23 protein-coding genes and 1 pseudogene are annotated in these 23,325 nt (G+C 62.0%); 15 read left to right on the forward strand and 9 right to left on the reverse strand.

What is annotated here, in order from left to right:
• Positions 1-5: 5 nt before the first annotated feature.
• Entirely contained in the window at positions 6-278 is a 273-nt protein-coding gene (locus tag FEZ60_RS07970) for a DUF2277 domain-containing protein (RefSeq protein ID WP_033232393.1), read from the reverse strand.
• A 128-nt stretch (positions 279-406) separates the two neighbouring features.
• On the opposite strand from FEZ60_RS07970, the gene FEZ60_RS07975 reads away from it, so the two are divergent.
• Positions 407-1,285 carry a bile acid:sodium symporter family protein gene (locus tag FEZ60_RS07975; RefSeq protein ID WP_172935851.1) on the forward strand — a complete coding sequence of 293 codons (879 nt, stop codon included), beginning with the start codon at positions 407-409 and terminating at the stop codon, positions 1,283-1,285.
• A 16-nt stretch (positions 1,286-1,301) separates the two neighbouring features.
• On the opposite strand, the gene FEZ60_RS07980 is transcribed toward FEZ60_RS07975, so the two are convergent.
• The gene (locus FEZ60_RS07980; RefSeq protein WP_033232397.1) at positions 1,302-1,901 is read right to left on the reverse strand and encodes a TetR/AcrR family transcriptional regulator; all 600 of its coding nucleotides are present in this window, start codon (positions 1,899-1,901) and stop codon (positions 1,302-1,304) included.
• 95 nt (positions 1,902-1,996) lie between these two features.
• On the opposite strand from FEZ60_RS07980, the gene FEZ60_RS07985 reads away from it, so the two are divergent.
• Together FEZ60_RS07985 and FEZ60_RS07990 are read left to right on the forward strand one after the other, a co-directional pair.
• On the forward strand, positions 1,997-3,394 hold the full coding sequence (locus FEZ60_RS07985) for a cytochrome P450 (RefSeq protein WP_172935852.1): 1,398 nt from the start codon (positions 1,997-1,999) through the stop codon (positions 3,392-3,394).
• 99 nt (positions 3,395-3,493) lie between these two features.
• Positions 3,494-3,814, forward strand: a complete 321-nt coding sequence (locus FEZ60_RS07990) for a DUF4333 domain-containing protein (protein ID WP_172935853.1) — start codon at positions 3,494-3,496, stop codon at positions 3,812-3,814.
• Between the two features lie 41 nt (positions 3,815-3,855).
• Here the strand turns inward: FEZ60_RS07990 and FEZ60_RS07995 are convergent, their stop codons facing one another.
• The 4 genes from FEZ60_RS07995 to FEZ60_RS08010 form a co-directional block, all read right to left on the reverse strand.
• The gene (locus FEZ60_RS07995; RefSeq protein WP_033232400.1) at positions 3,856-5,004 is read right to left on the reverse strand and encodes an acetyl-CoA C-acetyltransferase; all 1,149 of its coding nucleotides are present in this window, start codon (positions 5,002-5,004) and stop codon (positions 3,856-3,858) included.
• Positions 5,005-5,015: 11 nt separating this feature from the next.
• Positions 5,016-5,672, reverse strand: a complete 657-nt coding sequence (locus FEZ60_RS08000) for a TetR/AcrR family transcriptional regulator (RefSeq protein ID WP_045068555.1) — start codon at positions 5,670-5,672, stop codon at positions 5,016-5,018.
• Between the two features lie 74 nt (positions 5,673-5,746).
• Positions 5,747-6,559 (reverse strand): SDR family oxidoreductase, encoded by an 813-nt coding sequence (locus tag FEZ60_RS08005; protein ID WP_172935854.1) that lies wholly within the window; start codon positions 6,557-6,559, stop codon positions 5,747-5,749.
• A complete protein-coding gene (locus FEZ60_RS08010) occupies positions 6,560-7,789 on the reverse strand; it encodes an acyl-CoA dehydrogenase family protein (protein WP_172935855.1) in 1,230 nt (409 codons plus the stop codon).
• A 55-nt stretch (positions 7,790-7,844) separates the two neighbouring features.
• Here FEZ60_RS08010 and FEZ60_RS08015 point away from each other — a divergent pair, with 55 nt between their 5' ends.
• The 10 genes and pseudogenes from FEZ60_RS08015 to FEZ60_RS08065 all read left to right on the forward strand — a co-directional run bounded on the left by FEZ60_RS08015 (position 7,845) and on the right by FEZ60_RS08065 (position 17,889).
• Positions 7,845-9,386: a FadD3 family acyl-CoA ligase gene (locus FEZ60_RS08015; RefSeq protein ID WP_033232405.1), complete on the forward strand. Its 1,542-nt coding sequence runs from the start codon at positions 7,845-7,847 to the stop codon at positions 9,384-9,386.
• Positions 9,383-10,255 (forward strand): enoyl-CoA hydratase, encoded by an 873-nt coding sequence (locus FEZ60_RS08020; RefSeq protein ID WP_033232406.1) that lies wholly within the window; start codon positions 9,383-9,385, stop codon positions 10,253-10,255. Before FEZ60_RS08015 ends, FEZ60_RS08020 begins: the two co-directional genes overlap by 4 nt.
• Entirely contained in the window at positions 10,255-11,415 is a 1,161-nt protein-coding gene (locus FEZ60_RS08025; protein ID WP_033232408.1) for an acyl-CoA dehydrogenase family protein, read from the forward strand. Before FEZ60_RS08020 ends, FEZ60_RS08025 begins: the two co-directional genes overlap by 1 nt.
• Positions 11,412-12,377 carry an acyl-CoA dehydrogenase gene (locus FEZ60_RS08030; RefSeq protein WP_033232409.1) on the forward strand — a complete coding sequence of 322 codons (966 nt, stop codon included), beginning with the start codon at positions 11,412-11,414 and terminating at the stop codon, positions 12,375-12,377. The genes FEZ60_RS08025 and FEZ60_RS08030 overlap by 4 nt, the downstream gene beginning before the upstream one ends.
• A complete protein-coding gene (locus FEZ60_RS08035; RefSeq protein ID WP_033232410.1) occupies positions 12,374-13,426 on the forward strand; it encodes an acyl-CoA dehydrogenase family protein in 1,053 nt (350 codons plus the stop codon). Before FEZ60_RS08030 ends, FEZ60_RS08035 begins: the two co-directional genes overlap by 4 nt.
• A 425-nt stretch (positions 13,427-13,851) precedes the next feature.
• The gene (locus FEZ60_RS08040; protein ID WP_033232411.1) at positions 13,852-14,616 is read left to right on the forward strand and encodes an SDR family NAD(P)-dependent oxidoreductase; all 765 of its coding nucleotides are present in this window, start codon (positions 13,852-13,854) and stop codon (positions 14,614-14,616) included.
• 123 nt (positions 14,617-14,739) lie between these two features.
• On the forward strand, positions 14,740-15,405 hold the full coding sequence (locus FEZ60_RS08045; RefSeq protein ID WP_033232412.1) for a hypothetical protein: 666 nt from the start codon (positions 14,740-14,742) through the stop codon (positions 15,403-15,405).
• A gap of 215 nt (positions 15,406-15,620) precedes the next feature.
• Positions 15,621-16,502 carry an alpha/beta fold hydrolase gene (locus FEZ60_RS08050; RefSeq protein ID WP_092806198.1) on the forward strand — a complete coding sequence of 294 codons (882 nt, stop codon included), beginning with the start codon at positions 15,621-15,623 and terminating at the stop codon, positions 16,500-16,502.
• A gap of 152 nt (positions 16,503-16,654) precedes the next feature.
• Positions 16,655-17,208: pseudogene (locus tag FEZ60_RS08055) on the forward strand (catalase); the annotation flags it as partial.
• Between the two features lie 159 nt (positions 17,209-17,367).
• Positions 17,368-17,889, forward strand: a complete 522-nt coding sequence (locus tag FEZ60_RS08065; protein WP_045068535.1) for a CinA family protein — start codon at positions 17,368-17,370, stop codon at positions 17,887-17,889.
• On the opposite strand, the gene FEZ60_RS08070 is transcribed toward FEZ60_RS08065, so the two are convergent.
• Positions 17,886-18,710 (reverse strand): Cof-type HAD-IIB family hydrolase, encoded by an 825-nt coding sequence (locus tag FEZ60_RS08070; protein ID WP_033232415.1) that lies wholly within the window; start codon positions 18,708-18,710, stop codon positions 17,886-17,888. The genes FEZ60_RS08065 and FEZ60_RS08070 overlap by 4 nt on opposite strands.
• 51 nt (positions 18,711-18,761) lie before the next feature.
• Between FEZ60_RS08070 and FEZ60_RS08075 the strand changes: the two genes are divergently transcribed.
• Positions 18,762-19,637 (forward strand): aldo/keto reductase, encoded by an 876-nt coding sequence (locus tag FEZ60_RS08075; RefSeq protein WP_045068533.1) that lies wholly within the window; start codon positions 18,762-18,764, stop codon positions 19,635-19,637.
• On the opposite strand, the gene FEZ60_RS08080 is transcribed toward FEZ60_RS08075, so the two are convergent.
• On the reverse strand, positions 19,615-20,193 hold the full coding sequence (locus FEZ60_RS08080) for a TetR/AcrR family transcriptional regulator (RefSeq protein WP_172935988.1): 579 nt from the start codon (positions 20,191-20,193) through the stop codon (positions 19,615-19,617). The two genes, FEZ60_RS08075 and FEZ60_RS08080, sit on opposite strands and share 23 nt — an antisense overlap.
• A 358-nt stretch (positions 20,194-20,551) precedes the next feature.
• Between FEZ60_RS08080 and FEZ60_RS08085 the strand changes: the two genes are divergently transcribed.
• The gene (locus FEZ60_RS08085; RefSeq protein WP_033232418.1) at positions 20,552-21,853 is read left to right on the forward strand and encodes a TrpB-like pyridoxal phosphate-dependent enzyme; all 1,302 of its coding nucleotides are present in this window, start codon (positions 20,552-20,554) and stop codon (positions 21,851-21,853) included.
• A 68-nt stretch (positions 21,854-21,921) separates the two neighbouring features.
• On the opposite strand, the gene FEZ60_RS08090 is transcribed toward FEZ60_RS08085, so the two are convergent.
• Positions 21,922-23,226 (reverse strand): hypothetical protein, encoded by a 1,305-nt coding sequence (locus FEZ60_RS08090; protein ID WP_045068530.1) that lies wholly within the window; start codon positions 23,224-23,226, stop codon positions 21,922-21,924.
• Positions 23,227-23,325: the final 99 nt, after the last annotated feature.

Here is a 23,325-nt window from a genome sequence, read left to right on the forward strand (position 1 = left end):
TCGGGTCAGGACGAACGAGCAGCGATTCGAGCCTGAACCTCGGGTCGACGCAACGGCGGGACGGTTTGGGGTGGCTGCTTGCGCGGCGGCAGTGCACTCAGCAAACGCGTCGTGGTTTCGGTGACCTCGCGAACTGCCTGTTCAAAGGCATCACGGTTGGCATCGGAGACCTTGGCAATCCCACTCACCTTACGTATGTATTGGCGAGAGGCTGCCTCGATCTCCTCCGCTGTGGCAGCTGGTTCGAGTCCTCGGAGTTCGGTGATGTTTCGGCACATAGTTCGACGATAACCGCGCTCAGCCACCTCGTCACGGACCGATACACGAATGCATCCAAATGGCCACGCAAACCCAAGCATCACGGTAGTTTCAGTAAAATTCTCCCCAAGTGACTGGAAGTGGCCACATGGACTCAGCTCTCACATCGGTCGGTCTTCCGATTGCACTCGCGATCATCATGTTCGGCCTCGGACTCTCACTGACCCTCGAGGACTTTGCCCGTGTCGCAAAAGCACCCAAAGCAGTCTCGATCGCCCTCGTCTGCCAGTTGATACTGCTGCCGGCCGCCGCGTTCGGGCTTGTCACCGCCTTCGATCTCGATCCCCTGCTCGCTGTCGGCATGATGCTCCTGGCAGCATCGCCGGGCGGCACCACAGCCAACTTGTTCAGCCACCTCTTTCGCGGCGATGTTGCGCTCAATGTGACACTCACAGCAGTAAATTCAGTGATCGCCGTGGTTACCCTGCCGGTGATCACCAACTTCGCCCTCGGCTATTTCGAACCTACCGACGCCGACGACACCCTCGGCCTCCAGTTCACGAAGGTTGTGCAGGTTTTTGCCGTCGTCCTGATTCCGGTGGCAATCGGGATGTGGGTTCGCCTGCGCAGTAGCGCTTTTGCCCAGCGAATGGACAAGCCGGTGCGCATCGGGTCGGCCATCGTGCTGGCGCTGGTCATAGTCGGCACTGTCATATCGGAGCGCGAGAATATTGCGGACTACCTCGTCGACATCGGAGTTGTCGCAGCACTGTTCTGCCTGCTGAGTCTGTCGATCGGATACATCGTTCCCAAGCTTTTCGGTATCGAGGACCGCCAAGCCATTGCCAGTTCGATGGAAATCGGGATCCACAACAGCACCTTGGCCATCACCATTGCCGTCAGCTTGATGGACAACGTGCGTCTGGCAGTACCGGCCGCGGTCTACGGCGTCGTCATGTTCCCGTTGGCCGCGGCATTCGGTGCGGTCATCACGCGAAAATCTCGAAATATGGCCGAGATCGACTGAGATCAGCCTGTTTTCGCTAATTCTCTTGCGTGCTGCTCAGATCCGTTCCGAGCGCCCCGGCAAGAGTGCGAAGACAGATCACACGCAATTCTTCCTGCGGAATCGACGGTTGATCGAGCCAGTTCAGGCACACCGCACGAACGAAGGCAATCCAGCCGCGCACCGCGACAGCGGCAATCTGCCTGCGCTCGTCGTCGAATCCCAGCGCGTCGAGGATCCGAATCTGTTGCTGTTCCAACTCGCGCTCGACTATTGCCCGGATACCCGCTTCAGCCGACAACGTCCCGACATTGATTGCGCGCACTCCCTTACTGTGCGACTTCACGTACGCAAAGTAGGCATCCAGCCCAGCCGCGATTTGCTCCTGGATGGGCAGCGTCGAATCCGGCGCCGTCACGTCGAGGAGGTGCTGGGACTCTCGCTCGACTATCGCCGCGAAGAAGTCGCGCTTGGTCGGAAAGTAGTGGTACATCAGCCCACGCGAGACGCCCGCGATTTCGGCGACCTCTTCGATCCAGACATCCTCGTACGACCGGTCGGCAAATAGTTGCGCACCGATGTCGAGGAGTTGCGTGCGTCGCTGCTCGCGATCGAGACGCTTACGTGGGGTGACCATGGCGAACTCAGATTACTACTTGACACCGATTCAGTAAGGCGTACTTTGCGTACTAGACACCAATTCAGTAAGCGAACTCTTCTCGGGGGACAACGATGAGCGTCGACGCAACGCCGAACACGGGCGCGCCTGCTATTCCGCATCCGGCCTGGCGCCTCCCCCTCCTCGGCGACATTCTGGGTGTCAACGTCCGTACACCACTGCAGAACTCCGTGAGCATCGGCCGCGAACTCGGCCCGATCTTCGAACGCAACGTAGTCGGAAATCGCTTTGTCTTCGTATCCGGCGCAGACATGGTTGCCGACCTCTCCGATGAGTCCAGGTTTGCAAAACACCTGGCACCCGGCGTCAAAGCCCTACGAGGGATCGGCGGCGACGGACTCTTCACGGCCTACAACAGCGAACCGAACTGGGCCAAGGCCCACAATCTTCTGGCTCCCGCGTTCAGCCAGACAGCCATGCGCTCGTACCACCGCACGATGCTCGACGTGGCCGGCGAACTGGTTGCGTACTGGGACCGTCATGGCACCGACTCCCCCATCGACATCTCGGCTGACATGACCAAATTGACGCTCGAGACAATCGGTCGCACTGGGTTCAGCTACTCCTTCGATTCGTTCGAACGCGAAGAACAGCATCCGTTTGTGAAGGCGATGATCGGCACCCTGTCCCATTCACAGCGGACTACGTTCCTCAAATCCACAGCCCTCGGCCGACGCCTCGCACGGCGAGCAGACCAACGCGACGACGTGCGCAAGGCGTACATGGCCGAAGTTGTGGACGAGGTGATCCGCGCTCGGCGAGAGAGCCCCGGCGGCGCACACGAAGATCTTCTGGAACTGATGCTGCGCGCTGCCCGGGAGAATGATCCCAACCGGATCGACGAGCTGAACATCCGGCACCAGGTCGTGACATTCCTGGTCGCTGGGCATGAAACAACCTCCGGCGCTTTGTCGTTCGCGCTCTACTACCTGTCGCAGAATCCGGAGGTCTTGGCCAAAGCGCAGGCGGAAGTTGATGCCGTGTGGGGCACGGAAGAACCGGCATTCGAGAAGATCGCAAAACTGAGGTACGTCCGACGCGTCCTCGACGAATCACTGCGGCTGTGGCCGACGGCCCCGGCCTATGCCCGCGCCGCTCGGCAGGACACCACGTTGATTGGCAAATACCCGATGAAGAAGGGCGACTGGATGCTTGTCCTCATCCCGTCGCTGCACCGAGATCCCGTATGGGGCAACAATCCGGAAGCCTTCGATCCGGACAGATTCTTGCCCGCAAATATCAAAGCGCGCCCCGCCCACACGTACAAACCCTTCGGAACCGGCGAACGCGCGTGCATCGGAAGACAATTCGCCATCCATGAGGCAGTTCTCGTTCTGGGAACGATCCTGCAGAAGTACACCGTCGAACCAGATCCCGAGTACCGGTTGAAAGTTGTCGAGCGTCTGACCCTGATGCCGGAGGGGTTCACGCTGTCGGTTCGCCGACGCTGATCCATCGTGCCCGAATCGTCCAAAGAGCTGATTCCAGGTCTACTATCAGCGAGGGCCTGCCGGTCCGAGGCTGGAACCGCGCTCACCTGGGAGAACACAGTGAAGAGAAATTACCTTGTTGCGGCAATCTGCGTAGCTGCCGCACTGGCTTCCGGAGCGTGCTCGGCATCGGTCAGCGTCGGCGACAAGCAGGTACCTGCCGACAAAGTCGCAGCCCAGATGTCCAGCCAGCTTGCAGCGACCGTCGGTAGGGCACCCGACGACGTCACCTGCCCAGAAGGACTCGACGCGGAGGTCGGTGCGACCGTCGTGTGCGCCTTGACCGACCAGGGCACCGAATACGACGTGACGGGAACTGTGACCAGCGTCGACGGCGACAACGTCAAGTTCGACGTGCAGGTGGCCGATACCCCGAACTAACTGCTGTGCGCCGTTGTTAACAACGGCGCACAGCAGATTTGTCAGAGACGCTCGATAATCGTCACATTTGCGGTGCCGCCACCCTCGCAGATGGTGAGCAGGCCGTAGCGTCCACCGGTGCGCTCGAGCTCGTTGAGCAGCGTTGCCATCAGCTTGGTGCCGGTGGCGCCGAGCGGGTGACCGAGGGCAATTGCGCCACCGTTGACGTTGACCTTGGCCGGATCCGCGCCGATTTCCTTGATCCACGCGAGGACAACGGGAGCAAAGGCTTCGTTGATCTCGACGATGTCGATGTCCTCGATGGTCAGCCCCGTCTTCTCCAGCGCATGCTGCGTTGCCGGAATGGGCGCGCTGAGCATGAAGATGGGGTCGTCACCGCGGGCGCTGAGGTGATGAATCCGGGCGCGGGGCTTGAGGCCGTGCTTCTTGACGGCTTCTTCCGACGCCAGGAGCAGTGCGCTCGCTCCGTCCGAGATCTGGCTTGCGACAGCAGCTGTCATCCGGCCGTCTTCGACGAGGACGTTGAGCGACGCCATCTTCTCGAGGCTGGTCTCACGGGGGCCTTCGTCGACGGTCGCGTCGCCCATGGTGACGATCTCGTTGTCGAAACGGCCTGCTGCGATGGCGGCCTTGGCGCGCTCATGGCTCTGCAGTGCCCACTTCTCGAGGTCTTCGCGGCTGACATCCCACTTCTCGGCGATCATCTCTGCGCCCTTGAACTGCGACACTTCCTGGTCGCCGTAGCGCTCGGTCCAGCCGACGGAACCGGAAGAGGGAGTGTCGAATCCGTACTGCTGGCCGACGATCATGGCTGCCGAGATCGGGATCTGGCTCATGTTCTGCACGCCACCGGCGATGATCAGGTCTGCGGTGCCGGAGAGGATTGCCTGCGCACCGAAGTGGACGGCCTGCTGGCTGGAACCACACTGACGGTCCACCGTCACACCGGGAACGTGCTGCGGCAATCCTGCTGCGAGCCAAGACATGCGGGCGATGTTGCCGGCCTGGCCACCGATGGCGTCGACGCAACCGAAGATGACGTCGTCGACCTCTGCCGGATCGATGCCGGTGCGCTCGACAACCGCCTTGATGACGTGTGCGCCCAAATCGATGGGGTGCACTCCCGACAGTGCGCCGCCGCGCTTACCGATCGGGGTGCGGATAGCATCGACGATGTAAACCTCGGACATGATCTTTACTCCTAGTTCGATAGTGCAGCAGTAGTTTTGGGTGCGGCAGCTGCCGCAGACGGATCAGAGAGTCCGTCGAGAACAATTGCGAGGTACTGAGCTGCAACAGTGTGCGCGGTCAATGTGCCACCCGGCCGATACCAACGCACGGCAACCCAGACGGTGTCGCGCATGAAGCGGAAGACCAGTTCGATATTGAGATCGGAGCGGAAACTTCCGTCGGCGACCCCCGCCTCGAGCACTCCCACCCACAGGTCCCGGAACTCGGTGTTGCGTTCGACCAGGTACGAGAATCGCTCGTTGGCTACCAGGTGCTTGACCTCGTCCTGATAGATCGCGACGGCCGAATGCGACGCGTCGATCGCTTCGTACGACGTGACGATCAGCGCTTCGAGCGTTGCCCGACTGTCAAGACCTGCAGCCACGATCTCGCGGTACTTGCCGAACAAGTCGTCGAGGAACTGGTGCAGAATCTCGTCGACCATCGACTCCTTGGAATCGAAATGGTGATAGAGACTGCCCGACAGTATCCCGGCTGCATCGGCAATATCGCGTACCGTCGTCGCCCGTACTCCGCGGTCGGCAAACAGGCCGGCCGCGATCGCGAGAAGCTCGTCGCGGCGACCGGATTTTCCTGCGGTGTCGTCGGAATTTCGGGATGGCGTCATGATTTCAATCCTATCCAGGGCTTCACTGTGCGCCTTTCTGGTAGTCGGTGCTACCAGAAAGGCGCACGGCAGGCCTACGCCCTCTGCGAAGAAACAGAAACGATCTCACCGGTCATGTATGTCGTGTAGTCGCTCGCCAGCATCGCGATCACCGAAGCGATTTCCCACACCTCGGCCGCGCGGCCGTAGGCCTCACCGGACGCCAACTGGTCCAGCAGTTCTTCGCTGGTGACCTTCGCCAGGAAGGCATGGCGGGCGATGGACGGCGAGACGGCGTTGATGCGGACGCCGTACTCGGCAGCCTCGATCGCACTGCAACGCGTCAGGGCCATGACGCCGGCCTTGGCCGCTGCGTAATGGGCCTGCGAATGCTGTGCACGCCAGCCGAGAACCGATGCGTTGTTGACGAGAACACCGCCGTGCTCGACGCTCTTGAAGTAGCGCAGTGCGGCGCGCGTCGCACGGAACGTGCTGTTGAGGGTGATGTCGATGACACGATCCCACTGGTCATCGGTCATGTCGACGACCGGTGTTTCCCCGCCGAGGCCTGCATTGTTGACCACGATGTCGATGCGACCCAGCTTCTCGGCTGCGCCGTCGAAGAGTGCGTCGACCTGTGCGGTACTGGAGACGTCGCAGATGATCGATTCGACCTGCTGGCCGGGGAATTCGGCCTTCAACTTCTCGACGGTCTCACCGAGACGACGCTCGTGGAAGTCGGAGACGAGGACGTCGCCGCCTTCCATCAGGACACGACGCGCGGTCGAGAAACCGATACCCGTTCCCGCAGCGGCGGTGATGATGGCCTTCTTACCCTTCAGCAATCCGTGGCCCGGAGTTTCCTCCGGCGCTACGGACAAGGGCGAAACCACTGTGGAGTCAGACATTTAGCGAGCCTCTCGGGGAAGACCGAGCACACGCTCGGAAATGATGTTGCGCTGAATTTCGTTGGAGCCGCCGTAGATCGTGTCGGCGCGAGTGAAGAGGAACAGTCGCTGCCACTCGTCCAACTCGAGATGTTCGGGATCGGTGATGTCCGATGGCTGGCCTTCGGAATTCTCCCACGGTGCAACCAACGACGACGCACCTTGGACGTCCATCGAGAGCTGCCCGAGGTCGCGATGCCAGTTGGCCCACAACAGTTTTGCGACGGATGCTTCGCCGCCACCGGTTCCGGCGTCGACCGCGTCGAGAGTACGCATAGCGTGGGCGCGCATGACGCGTAGCCCGACCCAGGCGCGGGCGATCTTCTCGCGGATGTGCGGATCCTGGTCGCTGCCATTGGCTTTCGCCAGGTTTACGACGCCTTGAAGTTCGCGGGCGAACCCGATCTGCTGACCGAGTGTTGACACACCACGCTCGAAAGTGAGCAGGCCCATGGCAATCTTCCAGCCTTCGCCCGGTTCGCCGACCACGAGGTCTGCGTCCGTGACGGCGCCGTCGAAGAAGACCTCGTTGAATTCGGAGGTGCCGGTGAGCTGCTGGATGGGACGCACGGTCACACCGGGCTGATCCAAGGGCACCAGCAGGAAGCTCAGGCCCTGGTGACGCTTGGATCCGACCTCGGTGCGGCACACGACAAAGCACCACTGCGCAACGTGCGCGAGCGACGTCCACACTTTCTGGCCGTTGATGATCCACTTGCCGTCTTCGAGACGGGCCGTCGTCGAGACGTTGGCAAGGTCGGAGCCGGCTCCGGGCTCGGAGTACCCCTGCGCCCACAGCTCGCTGACCGTGTTGATGCCCGGAAGGAAGCGACGCTTCTGCTCGTCGGTTCCGTAAGCGATCAGGGTCGGACCGAGAAGTTCCTCGCCGATGTGACTGACGCGTGCCGGGGCACCCGACTTCGCGTACTCCTGATGAAAGACAACCTGCTGGGAGATGGTCGCTCCGCGGCCACCGAACTCCTTTGGCCATCCAAGGCACGTCCAGCCCGCGGCCGCGAGATGCTTGTCCCACTCGAGGCGTTGCTCGAAGAACTCATGCTCGCTGCCCGGTCCGCCCTTACCCTTGAGCTGGGCAAATTTGCCGGTCAGGTTCTCTGCCAGCCACTGCGAAACTTCTGCCGCAAACTCGTCGTCGGTCATCTGCCCGTCCGGGCTCTCGCTCTGGTCCACATATGTAAGATAACCTACCAAGCACTTGCTAGGTAGCGTGTCAGGTAGGAGTCCAGTGACCGATCAACCGAGAACCATCCCATCAGCCCTTATCAGGGCCGCCGAGGAGTTCGGTGAGCTCGCGGCAATTGCCGATGGCGACACCCGACTGACCTTTGCACAGTTGCACCAGCGTGTTCGTGATTTTGCGGGCGCACTGATCACACGTGGAGTGAAGGCAGGCGACCGTGTTGTCATCTGGGCGCCCAACACCCACCACTGGGTGATTGCACTGCTGGGCGCGCAGTACGCCGGAGCAGCAATTATCCCGATCAACACCAGATACACGGGCACCGAGGCACTCGACATCGTCGAGCGCGTCGACGCGGCTGCCCTGGTAGTCGTCGGCAAGTTCCTCAAGGCCGATCGATACCAGCAGTTGCTCGACGCTAATCCCGACCTGTCGATTCCGACGGTGATCCGCGTACCGGTAGACGGCGACGACGCTCGCGCCGGCGTCATCGAGTTCGAGGACTTCCTCGCCCTCGCGACGGACGACACCCGCACCGAAGCCGACGCTCGGGCTACAGCGGTGACGCCCGACGATGTCAGTGACATCCTCTTCACCTCCGGTACGACGGGTCGCAGCAAGGGCGCCATCAGCGCTCATCGCCAGTCGATCGGCGTCGCACAGGCATGGGGAGACAATGCCGAGGTCACTGCCGATGACAACTTCCTGATCATCAGCCCCTTCTTCCATACCTTCGGATACAAGGCCGGAATTCTGGTCTGCCTTCTCAACGGTGCAACCATCGTGCCGGTGTCCGTCTTCAACATCGACGAGACCCTGTCACTGATCAACCGTGAGAAGGTCAGCATCCTCCCGGGCGCGCCGACGATCTACCAGACGATCCTCGATCACCCTCGCCGCGGCGAGTACGACCTCTCGTCGCTGCGCATCGCCATCACGGGCGCCGCTCCGGTTCCCGTCGCGTTGGTCGAGCGCATGCAAAGCGAACTGTTCGACGCCGTTCTCACCGCCTACGGCCTGACCGAAGCAGTGGTGGCCACCATGTGCCGCACCGACGACGACCCGGTCACGGTGTCCACGAGCTCGGGCCGCGCGACGGCTGATTTCGAGGTCAAGATCGGCGACCAGGGCGAGATCCTGCTTCGCGGACCGAACGTCATGCTCGGATATCTCGACGATCCCGAGTCCACAGCCAAGGCCGTCGACGCCGACGGTTGGCTGCACACCGGAGACGTCGGAACCCTCGACGAGCGTGGATATCTCGACATCACCGACCGTCTCAAGGACATGTACGTCAGCGGTGGCTTCAATGTCTACCCCGCCGAGATCGAAGGAATGCTGGCTCGCCTGCCCGGTGTCCACGAATCGGCTGCCATCGGCATTCCCGATCACCGGATGGGTGAGGTGGGCCGTGTCTACATCGCTCAGCTCGACGGTGCCGGACTGACCGAAGAATCCGTCATCGCTTTCCTCAAGGAGAAGATCGCCGGATTCAAGGTGCCGCGCGAAGTGCGCTTCGTCGATCACCTCCCGCGTAATCCCTCCGGCAAGGTCCTCAAAACAGTTCTGCGCGAGGAACAGTCATGACCGTTCCTTTCGAAGCCGATGTCGTGACCTACGAGGTCCGCGGCACTGTGGCCGTCGTGACCCTGAACCGTCCCGACTACCGCAATGCCCAGAACTCGGTAGTGACGTACGCACTCGACGCCGCTTTCCAGCGCGCTGTCGACGACGACGACGTCAAAGTCATCGTCCTGGCAGGCAACGGCCCGCACTTCAGTGCGGGACACGACCTGGGAACTCCGGGCCGCGACCATCACGTCGAGTACGAGAACAAAGCCGCCATGTGGTGGGATCACGTCGACAAGCCCGGTGGTGACCAACGTTTCGCGCGCGAGATGGAGGTGTACCTGGGAATGTGCCGCCGGTGGCGGGAGATCCCCAAACCCACCATCGCCATGGTCCAGGGCGCCTGCATCGCGGGCGGCCTGATGCTCGCGTGGGTCTGCGACATGATCGTCGCCGCCGACGACGCGTTCTTCTCCGATCCCGTTGTCCGCATGGGCATCCCCGGTGTGGAGTACTTTGCCCATCCGTGGATGGTGGGCTCGAGATTTGCAAAGGAAATGCTCTTCACCGGCGATCGATTCACCGCGCAACGTGCCTACGAAATCGGCATGGTCAACCGCGTTGTTTCCCGCGACGATCTCGAGAAGGAGACGTTTGCACTTGCCGAACGCATCTCCGAGATGCCGCGCTTCGGATTGGCACTCACCAAGAAGGCCGTCAACCAGTGTGAGGATCAGATGGGGATGCGTAACGGCATCGATTCCGTCTTCGGTCTGCATCACTTCGCTCACGCTCACAACGCCGAGGTAGGCAAAGACTCGCTTGGTGGTCTCGACGCCAAAGCTATGGCTGCCAGTGCTCGCACACCGCAGGAAGGAACAAACTAGTGGATCTCGTATTCGACGACGCCACAACCGCATTCCGTGACGAGGTCCGCTCGTTCCTGGAGGCGAATGTGCCCGCCACTCCCCTGAAGTCGATGGATACCGCCGAGGGCTTCGAAGAGCACCGTCAGTGGGAGCACACTCTCGCCGACGCCGGCTACGCCGTTGTCTCGTGGCCCAAGGAACTCGGCGGACGCGACGCGTCACTGCTCGAGTGGGTCATCTTCGAGGAGGAGTACTACCGCTCGGGTGCACCCGGACGCGTGAGCCAGAACGGCATCTTCCTGCTGGCTCCCACACTTTTCGAACATGCAAACGCCGAGCAGCTGGCACGCATCATGCCGCGCATGGCACGCGCCGACGACATCTGGGCACAGGCCTGGTCCGAACCCGAGTCCGGTTCCGACCTCGCCAGCCTGCGTTCGAGCGCGAAGAAGGTCGACGGCGGCTGGCTGCTCAACGGCCAGAAGACGTGGAGCTCACGCGCCAGCTACGCGGACTGGGGCTTCGGCCTGTTCCGCTCCGATCCGGATGCACAGCGTCACAAGGGCATTACCTACTTCATGTTCGACCTCCGTTCGCCCGGCGTCACCGTGCGTCCGATCGATCAGCTCGACGGTGAGCCCGGCTTCGCCGAGATCTTCCTCGAAGACGTCTTTGTTCCCGACGACCCGGCCAACCCGGGTGAGTCCGGTGTGATCGGCAGCGTCAACGAAGGATGGCGCGTCGCGATGAGCACCGCCAGCAACGAGCGTGGCCTCTCGCTGCGTAGCCCCGGCCGCTTCCTCGCGACCGTCGACCGCCTTCTCGAGCTGTACAAGGCCAGCGGACGCACGGACGACAGCGCTCTGCGCAATCAGGTCGCCGACGCCTGGATCGGCGCTCGCGCCTACCAGCTCAACACGTTCGGGACCGTCACCCGTCTCGCCGACGGTGGACAACTCGGTGCCGAGTCCTCGATCAACAAGGTCTTCTGGTCCGAGTGGGACATCGCTACCCACGAGACCGCCCTCGAACTGCAGGGCCCCGAAGCTGAACTGGCCGACAACTGGATGGACGGATACCTGTTCTCCCTGTCCGGCCCGATCTACGCAGGCACCAACGAGATTCAGAAAAATGTCATCGCTGAGCGTCTGCTCGGCCTACCTAAGGCGGACCGATGAGATTCGCGCTCGACTCCTCCCACCAGGACTTCGCTGCGAGCATCGATGCGTTGCTCACCAAGTCCGACATGCCCGCCGTCATCCGATCCTGGAACGACGGTGACACCGCACCAGGCAAGAAGCTGTGGCAGCGCCTCGCCGAGACCGGCGTCAACGGACTTGTCATCGCCGAAGAGCATGACGGCCTGGGCGCCGACGCCGTCGACCTGGTTGTTGCTCTCGAGCAGCTCGGTCGCCATGCGGTACCTGGCCCGGTCGTCGAAACCATCGCAGTAGCACCGACTCTGCTGGCTTCTGTTGCACCCGAGCGCCTCTCCGCTCTTGCCGAAGGTTCGCTCGCCACGGTCGCAGCTCCCCCGCACACACCGTTTGCGCTCGATGCCAACTCTGTTGACCTGGTTCTGCTGGCACAGGACGGCGAAGTCAGCCTCGGCGTTCCCGGCGAAGCCAAGGCGTCGGTTGACCTCTCGCGCAAGCTCTTCGAGGTATCCGCCGGCGAGTCGCTCGGCTCCGCCGACTTCTCCGCCGCATTCGACATGGGCGCCCTCGCCACTGCTGCTCAGCTTCAGGGCCTCGGGCAGACTCTCCTCGAGGTCACCACCGAATACGCAAAGCAGCGCAAGCAGTTCGGCAAGGTCATCGGACAGTTCCAGGCCATGAAGCACCACTTGGCCGAGGTTGCCGTTTCTCTCGAAATGGCTCGCCCGCTCCTACACGGTGCCGCGCTGTCGGTGCGCGATCAGTCGGCCGATGCCTCGCGTGACATCTCCGCTGCCAAGGTTGCCTGCGGCGACGCCGCCTACAAGGCCGCTCGCGTCGGGCTCCAGGTTCACGGCGCCATCGGATACACGATGGAACACGATCTCTCGCTGTGGCTCACCAAGGTACGAGCATTGCTTACCGCGTGGGGCACTCCGTCCGAGCACCGCGCCCGGGTCGTCGCATCCCTGGTTGCGTCATGAGCATCGACACCGAAGACCAGGCAGCATTGCGCGCGTCGGTACGCGACCTCCTGAGCAAGCATTCAGACTCAGCTTCCGTCCGCACCGCCATCACCACGGACAGCGGCTACGACGCCGCTCTCTGGAGCAAGCTGTGTGAGCAGATCGGCGTCGCCGCACTGGCGATTCCCGAGGAGTTCGACGGCGTCGGAGCAAGCTTGGCGGAAGTTCATGTGGTCCAGGAAGAACTCGGACGCACGCTGACGCCGTCGCCGATGCTGGGTTCCGCGATTCTCTCTGCGCAGGCCCTGTTGCTCTCGGGCGATGCCGACGCCTGCTCGCGTCTGCTCCCCGGCGTTGCTGCCGGCGAAAGCACACTTGCACTGTGCTGGGCGGGTGCGAGCGGTTGGGATTCCTTCGGAGTCTCCGCCACTGAAGACGCGTTGAACGGCACCGCTGCCTATGTCCTCGACGGACACGTCGCCGACACCTTACTGGTGCTGACGGCCGACGGCTTCTACGAAGTCGATCCCGAAGCCGAAGGTGTTTCCCGCCGACGCGTCCCCACCATGGACCCGACGCGGACGCTCTCGGAGGTCACGTTCTCCGGTGTTCGCGGGCGGCCTCTCGCATGGTCTGCGGATCTGGTCGATCGCATCCGAACGGTTGTCTTGATTGCACTGTCCGCCGAACAGGTGGGTGCTGCCGCAGCCATCGTCGAACAGACGGTGGAATACACGAAGTCTCGCAAACAGTTCGGTCGCGCAATCGGGTCCTTCCAGGCCCTCAAGCACCGGATGGCCGACATGTACACGCTGGTCGAGACGGCTCGGTCCATGACCTACGCCGCAGTGGCCACACAGTCAGTCGGTGACGCAGCGATCGCCAAGGTCTACTGCTCCGAGGCTTTCCAGCAGATCACCTCCGAAGCCGTTCAGTTGCACGGCGGAATCGCCATCACCTGGGAGCATGACGCTCAGCTGTACTTCAAGCGCGCGCACAGCAGCGCGCAGTTGTTCGGCCAGCCGAGTGCATACCTGCCCGAGTTGGCAACGGCCGCAGGCCTGTAGCAACGACACCCGAAGCCCCCTCAGCCTCGCAAAGGCCGAGGGGGCTTTTGTGTCGAGCACACAGCACGATCACGTTACGAAGTTGCATCTTTCGCCCTAACGCTCGCCGAAGACCTCGCAGCAGGAATACGGTCAAAGAGCTTTGGCGTCAAACTCGCTCCACCCGTGACTCATGGCGGTTGGGGAATGCATGGTCGGCGAGCAGGATTCCTCCTTTCATCTCGCGGTGACCCGACCAGCGCCGCGCTACGTACAGCCTTGCGCTGTACGTAAATTGGATTGCGGCAGTGCGTTAACTGCCACTGGTTCGCTCAGCGTCGACTGCCACGTGTTCGCTCAATGGGATAACCCCTGGTTTCGAGCTTTTCTTCTCCGGAGAATCAAAAGTAGCAGCGCCGTTTTCTTCCACAGACCGGAGATTTTTCATGAACCGATTCGACAACAAGCGCATCCTCATCAGCGGTGCCGGGTCCGGCATCGGGCAAGCCACGGTGGCTCGAATCCTGGAAGAAGGCGGCACCGTCGTTGCCGCGGATATTTCCGAAGCAGGACTCGAACTCACTCGAGCCGCAGCAGCTGCCGCCGGCCATGGCGACCGCCTCACCGTCGTCACCGTCGACATCTCGAAAGAGGACTCCGTTCGGCAACAGATCGGTTCTGCGATCACGGCACTCGGTGGTTTGGACGTCCTCGTCAATGCCGCTGGAATTCTGCGCTCCGAACGCACCCACGAGATGTCGCTCGACTTCTGGAACACCGTCATCGGCGTCAACCTCACCGGTACCTTTCTCATGACACGCGAGGCGCTTCCCGCTCTGCTGGAAAGTGGCAGCGGTGTTGTCGTCAACTTCAGTTCCACCTCCGCGACGTTTGCCCACCCGTACATGGCGGCCTATGCGGCGTCCAAGGGCGGTATCCAATCCTTTACGCATGCACTTGCTCTCGAATACAGCAAGCAGGGACTGCGTGCCGTTGCCGTCGCGCCAGGAAGCATCGCGTCGGGAATGACGTCCGACCCCGGATTCCCCGCCGATATCGACTACACGTTGCTCGGCAAGCTGCTACCGGCCATCGGTGACGGTTTTGCTCCCCCGTCCGCGGTGGCAGGCGTGATCGCGATGCTCGCATCCGAGGACGGCTCATTTGTGACCGGAACCGAAATCCGAATCGATGGCGGCACGCATATGTGATCGCCTACTGTGCGCCTTTACCAACCGTCCGCGGTTAGTAAAGGCGCACAGCGCGAGGCGGCATACTTGTCCGAGAGTCCCCTGGCACCCGTCCGGCGGTACGAACTTCGGTGGGAGCGCGCGATGAGTGAACAGAGTGACACTACGAATCTCGAACCCGTATTGATCAGTCCCGTCGTCAGTGGAATGATCCGCACCTGGTCCGAGGACGAGACCCGTCTGTGGAGCATCGATAATCCCGAAGGTCTTGCCGAGCTGCTCGGTCGTGGACGTATCGCCCGTACCATGATGCCGGACAACAGATCTCGAGAAATTGCCTTCCTGGACACACAGTCTGGCACCCTGTCGGTGCAACCGCGCTTCGCCTCTGCCGACAACGCCGCAGCCGCCGGATCGTTCCAACTCGGCGAACCCATCCCCGTCGACGGAGATCCGTGGGACGAACTCGAGCTGGCACTCGCACACGTTGCTCTCTCCGCTGCGGCGCGCAGCGAATTCTGGCTGGTAGAACAGGGCGGCTGGGACGCTCCAGCGCAGCCGCATTGTCTGTTTGCCGTGATCAGCGAGGACGGCGCAGCCAATGCCGTCATGGAGGCAGCACCCGCACCCGCTGATACCGGCGTCTGGCCTGAGGTTCCCAGCGATCAACCAGGGGTTTCCGTCGCGGCGCCGGCGTCGCAGGAGACCATCGAAGCGGCAGGCATCTTCGCCACAACAGCCATCCAGACGTGGAACGTCCATCCCTGGGATGTTGGCCTGACCTTCGGAAAGCTCGAGGATTTTGCCTGATCCGCAGCCAAGTGAGTTCTACGTCTCCCGCCGCAACAGCAATCGCGGTTCGTCACAACACCCGGTATGACCACGACAGGACGACCTGCAATGGGCATACTGAGGGAACTGGGGTAACTCCCGGTCACAAATACCGTGAATCCGCGTCGGGGCGGAGATGCGGCCATCACAACACGCGAGCGCTGGACAAACCGGCCGCTCCGAAAGGCTCAACCATGGCAACCGATCAATTGCAGACCGTTGTACTGCACGGTGACCAGCTGAAATACGTCGACCAGGGCAAAGGCCCCGTTGTCGTCCTGATCCACGGCCTTCTCGGCGCACATACCAATTGGGAACCGCAGATCGAGACGCTGTCGCGGCGCTACCGCGTCATCGCACCCGACCTGTTCGGGCACGGAGCGTCCGACAAGCCGGCCGGCGACTACTCCCTGAGTGCCCACGCCGCGACCGTGCGCGATCTCCTGGAAGCACTCGACATCCCCTCCGCCACGTTGGTCGGCCACTCCCTCGGCGGCGGTGTTGCCATGCAAGCCATGTATCTGTTCCCCGACCGCGTCGAGCGCCTGTGCCTGGTGGCCAGCGGTGGCCTGGGCCCCGAAGTCAGCCCACTCCTTCGGGCCGCAACCTTGCCCGGCAGCGAACTGGTTCTTCCCGTCCTGGCGTCCAAGACGCTGACCGACGTCACCGACAAAGCTCTCGAACTGTTCAACAAGATCGGGCTGTTCAAATTGGGTGCCAGCGCCAGTGAAGCTCGCAAGAGCCTTGCGACGGTATCCGACGCCGCAACCCGGCAGGCTTTCCTTGCCACTGCCCGCTCGGTGATCAATTACCAGGGCCAAACCGTGGCCGCTACACCACATTTCGCGAAGTTCCAGAACTTGCAGGCACTCTTGGTCTGGGGCGCCGAAGACACCATCATCCCCAACGCGCACACCGAGAACGCCCGCGCCGAACTACCCCTGGGTCGTGTCGAAATCTTCCCCCGCGCAGGACATTTCCCGCACCTGGACTACCCGGACCGGTTCGATCGCGTATTCACGGAGTTCATGACAGATTGTGGTGTGGGCTTCGGACCGAAAGCCGTCACGGGCTGAAATTGCCGCCGCGCCTCGCGTCCACTACCGATGGTCGAATAACAACACGACCGGTTCTCAGCAGCACCATGTTTGTCGAATCATCTGTTGGGTAGGGCTCTGTCAGAGGAATTCTCTTCGCACGATGTGTGACGAACAGAAGGGGCTGTCCGATGCCTTCATCACCGTACATCCCAGGCGCACCTGCTCCCAGGGCGCCGGACCTCCGAGAGCCCGTCCAACCACGCCCGCCGCTGTCTCCTGAAGAAGATCAGAGACAGCCCGAAGTACGTACTGTCGCAGGAGCCGAGCCCGCGACGGACAGCCACGGCCGGGCACAACAAGGCGAATTTCTCACGACTGCGATCGGAACTCACCTCTACAAGACCGACCAATCGTTGACCGTCAGCGAACGTGGTCCGACGCTCCTTCAGGATCATCATCTCCGGGAGAAGATCACTCACTTCGATCACGAGCGCATTCCCGAGCGGGTTGTGCATGCGTGTGGGGCTGCCGCTCACGGCAACTCCGTCGCGAACGGATCCGACGAAAGTATCTGCAAGGCAGCACTTTTTGCCAAAGGAACACAAACCCCACATTCGCTCGCTTCTCGACGGTACTGGGCTCACGCGGCTCAGCCGATACTGTGCGCGACACTCGCGGGTTCGCGACCAAGTTCTACACCGAGGAAGGTGTATTCGACTTGGTAGGTAACAACATTCCCGTATTCTTGCACTGGGGGCTGCCGGAATCGACGACTCGGCATTCGGGGTGGTAGTTGCCCCGACCCCGGAGGAAGCAGTCACCGCCGTAACAGAACTGCTGAAAACGCACCGGGTATGGGAACGTTTTCACACTTCTTCTGCGAACTGAAAGGACAATAGAGGTGAGCACCGATCCGCAACCTGAACTCCCCATTGAACGCGGCCTCGACGACGTATGTGAGCAATTGGCAACCGCAGCAACAAGACGCGGTTTGACTGTCGCAACAGCAGAGTCGCTGACCTCCGGAAATATCGCTGCGCACCTGGGAAAGGCGCCCGATGCCGGGTCTTGGTTCAGTGGTGGGATTGTCGCGTACAGTCCGGCGGTCAAGCATTCCGTGCTCCACGTTCCGGACGGCCCCGTCGTCTGTGAAGACGCGGTGCGAGTCATGGCCCACAGCACTGCAACCCTGATGGGTGCCACGCTGGCTCTGGCCGTCACCGGGGAGGCAGGCCCAGAACCCCAGGAGGACCAAGATCCTGGAACAGTGTGGTTCGGGGTTGTCGATCATGGTGTCGCCGAGACTGAGAAACAGGTATTCAGCGGCGAGCCGGAGGACATTCTCGCCGCGACAGTCGAGCATGCGATCAAACTGTTAGCGCAGCATGCCGCCGGCGGCGATCACACCAGACTGGCGAGTTAGCCGTGGTTCGAAGACGCCAATTCCTCCAGGTAGCTCGCCACCCCGTCCTCGTCGTTGCTCGCCAGCACTCGGTCTGCAAGTTCGAGAATTTCCGGTAGCGCGTTCGACGGCGCCAAGGCGGTACCTGCCCACATCAACATCGGCAGGTCGTTGACGGCGTCACCTGCGGCCGCGACCTCCGACGGGTCAATGCCTTCAGCGGCGCACAATTGTGCGAGTGCACTGGCTTTGGACACCCCGGATGCCGCCATTTCCATGTACGGGGCACCGGAATGAGTGAGTTCGACGCCGGTAATTCCGGCTGCCGCGGCGGTTCGGTAGAGATCGGAACTCGACACGTCCGGATGCCGGGCAACAATCTTCACCATCGGTTCGATCTCCAGCGGCAACGTATCGGCAAGAACCATCTCGTGGACGTGCCTGTGGTGATCCGTGAAGTCGCACAGCGCAGCGTATTCGGGTTCCGCAAAGAACTGTGTCGGCCCGACATTCGCGAACACGACGCCGGGAACGAGGGTGCGGATTTGTTCCATTGCTGTTGCTGCCAAGGATGTTTCGATCGATACAGTGTCGACGATCTTCGGGGTACCGTCGGCAAGATCAAGAATCACAGCACCGTTGGCGCACACGGCCTTGCCCCGGAACCCGCATGAGCTCGCCAATGTATGCACCGAATGCCGAGCCCGAGCCGTCGCCCACACCACTTCGATTCCCGCCAGGCGTGCGCTCTCCATCGCCTGCGCCGTCCGCTCCGAAATCGTTCGATCGGAGCGCAGCAGGGTGCCGTCGAGGTCGGTGGCAAACATTCGGATTCGGGTCACGTGAATACATGATGCCAGGCAATCCGCCTGCAGCCTCGCTAGCCTGAATACATGAGCATCCCCGACATCAGCCTGAATTCCGGAACCACGATCCCGCAACTCGGCCTAGGAGTCTGGCAGGCCACCAACGACGAAACCGAACACGCCGTGCGCTTTGCGCTCGACGACGCCGGCTACCGCCACATCGACACCGCTGCCGCGTACGGCAACGAAGAGGGCGTAGGACGCGGCATCGCGGCATCATCCGTTGCCCGTGAGGACGTTTTCCTGACCACAAAGCTATGGAACTCCGATCAGGGCTACGAACCGGCGTTGGCAGCGTTCGATACCAGCATCAAGAAATTGGGCGTGGACTACGTCGATCTGTACCTCGTCCATTGGCCGCTCCAGGACAAGGAACGACTGCTCCGCACCTGGGACGCCATGGAGAAGATCGCTGAATCAGGCCGCGCGAAAGCCGTCGGCGTCTGTAACTTCGAACCCCACCACCTGCAACTTCTTGTCGACCGAGGTGGGCTGCTTCCCGCTGTGGACCAGGTGGAATTGCATCCCCATCTCCCCCAGCACGCCATTCGCGCCAAGGCTGCCGAGCACGCAATTGCGGTCGAGTCGTGGAGCCCACTCGGTGGGACCAGTAACGCGGGATGGGGTCCGGCGTCGAAGCCGAACACACTTTTGACGGACCCGATCATCACCCGAATCGGTGATCGGCACAGCAAGTCGGCCGCGCAGGTACTGATCCGCTGGCATCTGCAGAACGGCCTCATCGTCATTCCGAAGTCCGTGCACGATGCCCGCATCGCGGAGAACATCGACGTGTTCGACTTCGAACTCACCGAACTCGACCTAAGCGAAATCGCCACGCTCGACGACGGCACTCGCGTCGGCGCACATCCGGACGAACTTAATATCGGTGCGCCACAGTAATTTCCGACAGATCCTGCAGGGTTGCCATCACTCGTTCGAGGGGCTCGATGCTGCGCGTCGTCTGACACAGCGCAACGGCCCCCTCGATCGAGGCGATGGTCAGATTTGCCATCGATCGCGCCTGATCCGGCGGTGAGCCTGCCTCACCAAGCGCGGTCTCGACAAGTGTCTGCCAACCCGCCAGAACCTCGGCAGCGGCCTGCGCAACTTCGGGTTCGCTCGCCCGGGCGAGCCCACCGGCGATGATCGGACAGCCGATCGCAAAATCGGAGTTCGCGAGGTTGCGACGCCAGATATCGCCGACTGCATCGATGATGTCGGCCGGCGATCCGGTAGCCGACGCCGCACTGATCCGACGCGTGATGACGGCGCCTGCAGCTTGCACGGCCTCGACCATCAGCTGGGTTTTGCCGCCCGGAAAGTGGTGGTAGATGGACCCGCGCGGGGCGCTGCTGTGCTTGATCACGTCGTTGAACGAGGTCGCGTCGATGCCGTTGCGGCTGATCAACTCGACGGCGCTGCGGATCATCCGCTCGCGCGAGGTCAGGCCTGCCATCGCAACTGCGCCTCCGTTCATCTCGTTCATCTGTCGGGTTCATGGTACGTGCCGGAGCTAGCACCCTTTCTGCACAGTGAGCACGGTTTCCTGCCTGCTGAAGTCCATGCTCACTCGAGACAAACCGTGCTCACTCGATCCTCGCCCAGTCCACAGACCGAGACGGTTCAGCAACCATGCGGGCACTCGATGTACCATCGGCTCGTGACCTTCCCCGCCCCGCACAGCTGGTGGCCTGACCGCTGACGGTCAGCCGCAACTGTGTGCTGCCCAGACGAGATCGGGTGGTCCGCAACGCTCCAGCATTGGATCACCCGATACCGCGAACCAGGTACCGAAATCCATGAAGGAGAGTTAGTTGACCACCACCCCACTCAACCGTTCGCTCGAACCATTGGGCGTTTCCATCCCGTCGAAGGTTCCGACGCACTGGTACAACCTGGCGGCCGACCTCCCCGAACCCGTTCCCCCGCACCTGCACCCGGGCACTCGCGAGCCACTCGGTCCTGAGGACCTGGCACCGCTGTTTCCGATGAATCTCATCGCGCAGGAAGTGTCGACGGAGCGGTACATCGAGATCCCCGAGACCGTCCGCGAGATCTACGGCATGTGGAGGCCCTCCCCGCTCTTCCGCGCACACCGCCTCGAGCGAGCACTGGGAACGCCTGCCCGCATCTACTACAAGTACGAAGGCGTAAGCCCCGTCGGTTCGCACAAGCCGAATACCGCTGTAGCTCAGGCGTACTACAACGCCATCGAGGGAACCACCAAGCTCACCACCGAAACCGGTGCCGGCCAGTGGGGCGCGTCGCTGTCCTTCGCCGGCGCGCTGCTCGGACTCGACGTCGAGGTGTGGCAGGTCCGTTCGTCCTTCGACTCCAAGCCGTACCGCCGCATCCAGATGGAGGCCTACGGCGGAATCTGCCACCCGTCGCCGTCGGATCTGACGGAAGCCGGTCGCGCACTGCTGAAATCGCACCCTGACACCACGGGCTCCCTGGGCATGGCGATCAGCGAAGCAGTCGAGGTTGCCGCGCAGGATCCGAACACGCACTACTCACTCGGTAGCGTCCTGAACCACGTCATGCTGCACCAGACCGTCATCGGCCAGGAAGCCATGGTTCAGCTCGAAGAAGCCGGCGACGCCATCCCTGACACCGTATTCGGTTGCGCCGGCGGCGGTTCCAACCTCGCCGGCCTGACCTTCCCGTTCCTGGGACGGAATCTGCGTGAGGGCACCAAGACTCGTCTGGTTGCCTGCGAGCCGTCGGCCTGCCCGTCCCTCACCGAGGGCGAGTACCGCTACGACTTCGGTGACGTTGCCGGCCTGACCCCACTGCTCAAGATGCACACCCTGGGCAAGGACTTCGTTCCCCCGGCCATCCACGCCGGCGGACTGCGCTACCACGGTATGTCGCCGATGGTCTCCCATGCTGTCAATCTGGGACTGATGGATGCCATCGCCATCGATCAGGACGATGCACTGAACGCCGGTCTGATCTTCGCCCGCGCCGAGGGCATCATCCCGGCTCCGGAATCCACCCACGCAGTTGCGGGTGCGATCGCTCACGCGCGTTCCGTCACCGAACCTGAGGTGATCGTGATCGGCCTGTCCGGCAACGGTCAGCTGGATCTGCCCGCGTACTCGCCGTACGTCTGAGGCCCTGCGGGCCCTGTGCGCCTTTTTGGTAGTCGGAACTACCAAAAAGGCGCACGGGGCCGAAGGCCCTAATGCACCCGAGCCGGCCGCGCAATCACCTCTAGCGCAACCAACGCGAGCACTGTCACAAGCACCGTCACCGCTACGACAACTCCCGACGGGTAGCGCCAGAAGACAAGTACAGCCACGGCGATGACAACGACCAAAACGCGAAGCGCCACAATATATTTTGCGCATATCGTCTCGATGGCACGTGGTTCACGATCCGTACTCGGTGATCTGACAGAGTCGACTGCCTTGCTGAATCCGCGGCGCACGGCAAGCGCCGACGACGATCCACCCGTCAGATAGCCGACGATCGCAATCACAACGCCGAGAACGAAGACGGCCCGCAGGCTGGTCTTGAGCGGCAGGAGAAGGGTGTCGACGATAACCCCGGCTGACGCGGGCGACAACACGTCTGCAGGAATGTCGTCCAGGTACACCGCGCGCCCGATGCTGAGTGCGACCGCGAGGAGCGCCATCGCCACGGCAACGGTGATTCCGACCAGCGACAAAGTCCGCAGACGCGATCCCTTGGGCGCGCACCAGATTGCCCCGGCTGCGAGGATGATGATCACCCACGGAAGAACCGAGGACGCTTTGTCCAGCGCAGACACAAGACGCTGAGCCTTGACCAACTTCGGGGATTCGAAGATCACGAAGGACTTGTCGACATCGGGAATCTTGTCGGCAAAAGCAAACCCACGATCGACGAGTGCGCTGCGCGCCTTCTCGATCAGCGGGGCCAACGAGATGCTGACCTCACCCTTGTCACTGATATCGACCGCAGCTCGCGTGTCGCCGGTCAATACCGCCGTCAAGGATTGGTGGGCTTCACGATTCGCCTCGACCCACAGATTCTCGAATGCGTCCGAGGACACCACGGAGCCGACTGTCTGGTGGATGAACGATTTTGCCTGATCAGCAATGACCGGCGCGAGACCGACCACTACCTGCGGCACCCGCTCCGCATTCTCGGTCAGCGTTGCCAACGCGTCCGCTGTCACCTTCTCGATGTCCAACTGTGAATCGATCTCATCCGTGATCCGGTTGGTGATCTCACCTTGGATGACGGGATTCGACCCCAGCGGCGCCACCGTCTGCACGTAGCGTTCGGAATCGAGCAATTCGCTGCGTGCATAACGCGCGAGAACACCGGCGAACGACAGCACAAGAATCAAAATGAGCAAGATCCAGACGCCGATCCACCGAAGCCCCGAATGCTCAGCCCGTTGCCGCTCAGTCGGCTTGGTAGCCGCAAATTGGGCGCGTAACTTCTCGAGTTCGGCGCGTTCCGACTTACTGAGGGGTTCAGCATCAGCAGAGTCCATCTAGTGTCTCGTATCTCTCGATGAAGCATCGACAGCGGAGCATGCACAGAAGTACATACCCAGATACAAACGCACTCAACCGGCGAGATCGAACGACGC

This window comes from Rhodococcus sp. MS16 (assembly GCF_013277795.1).
Lineage (GTDB): Bacteria > Actinomycetota > Actinomycetes > Mycobacteriales > Mycobacteriaceae > Rhodococcus_F > Rhodococcus_F globerula.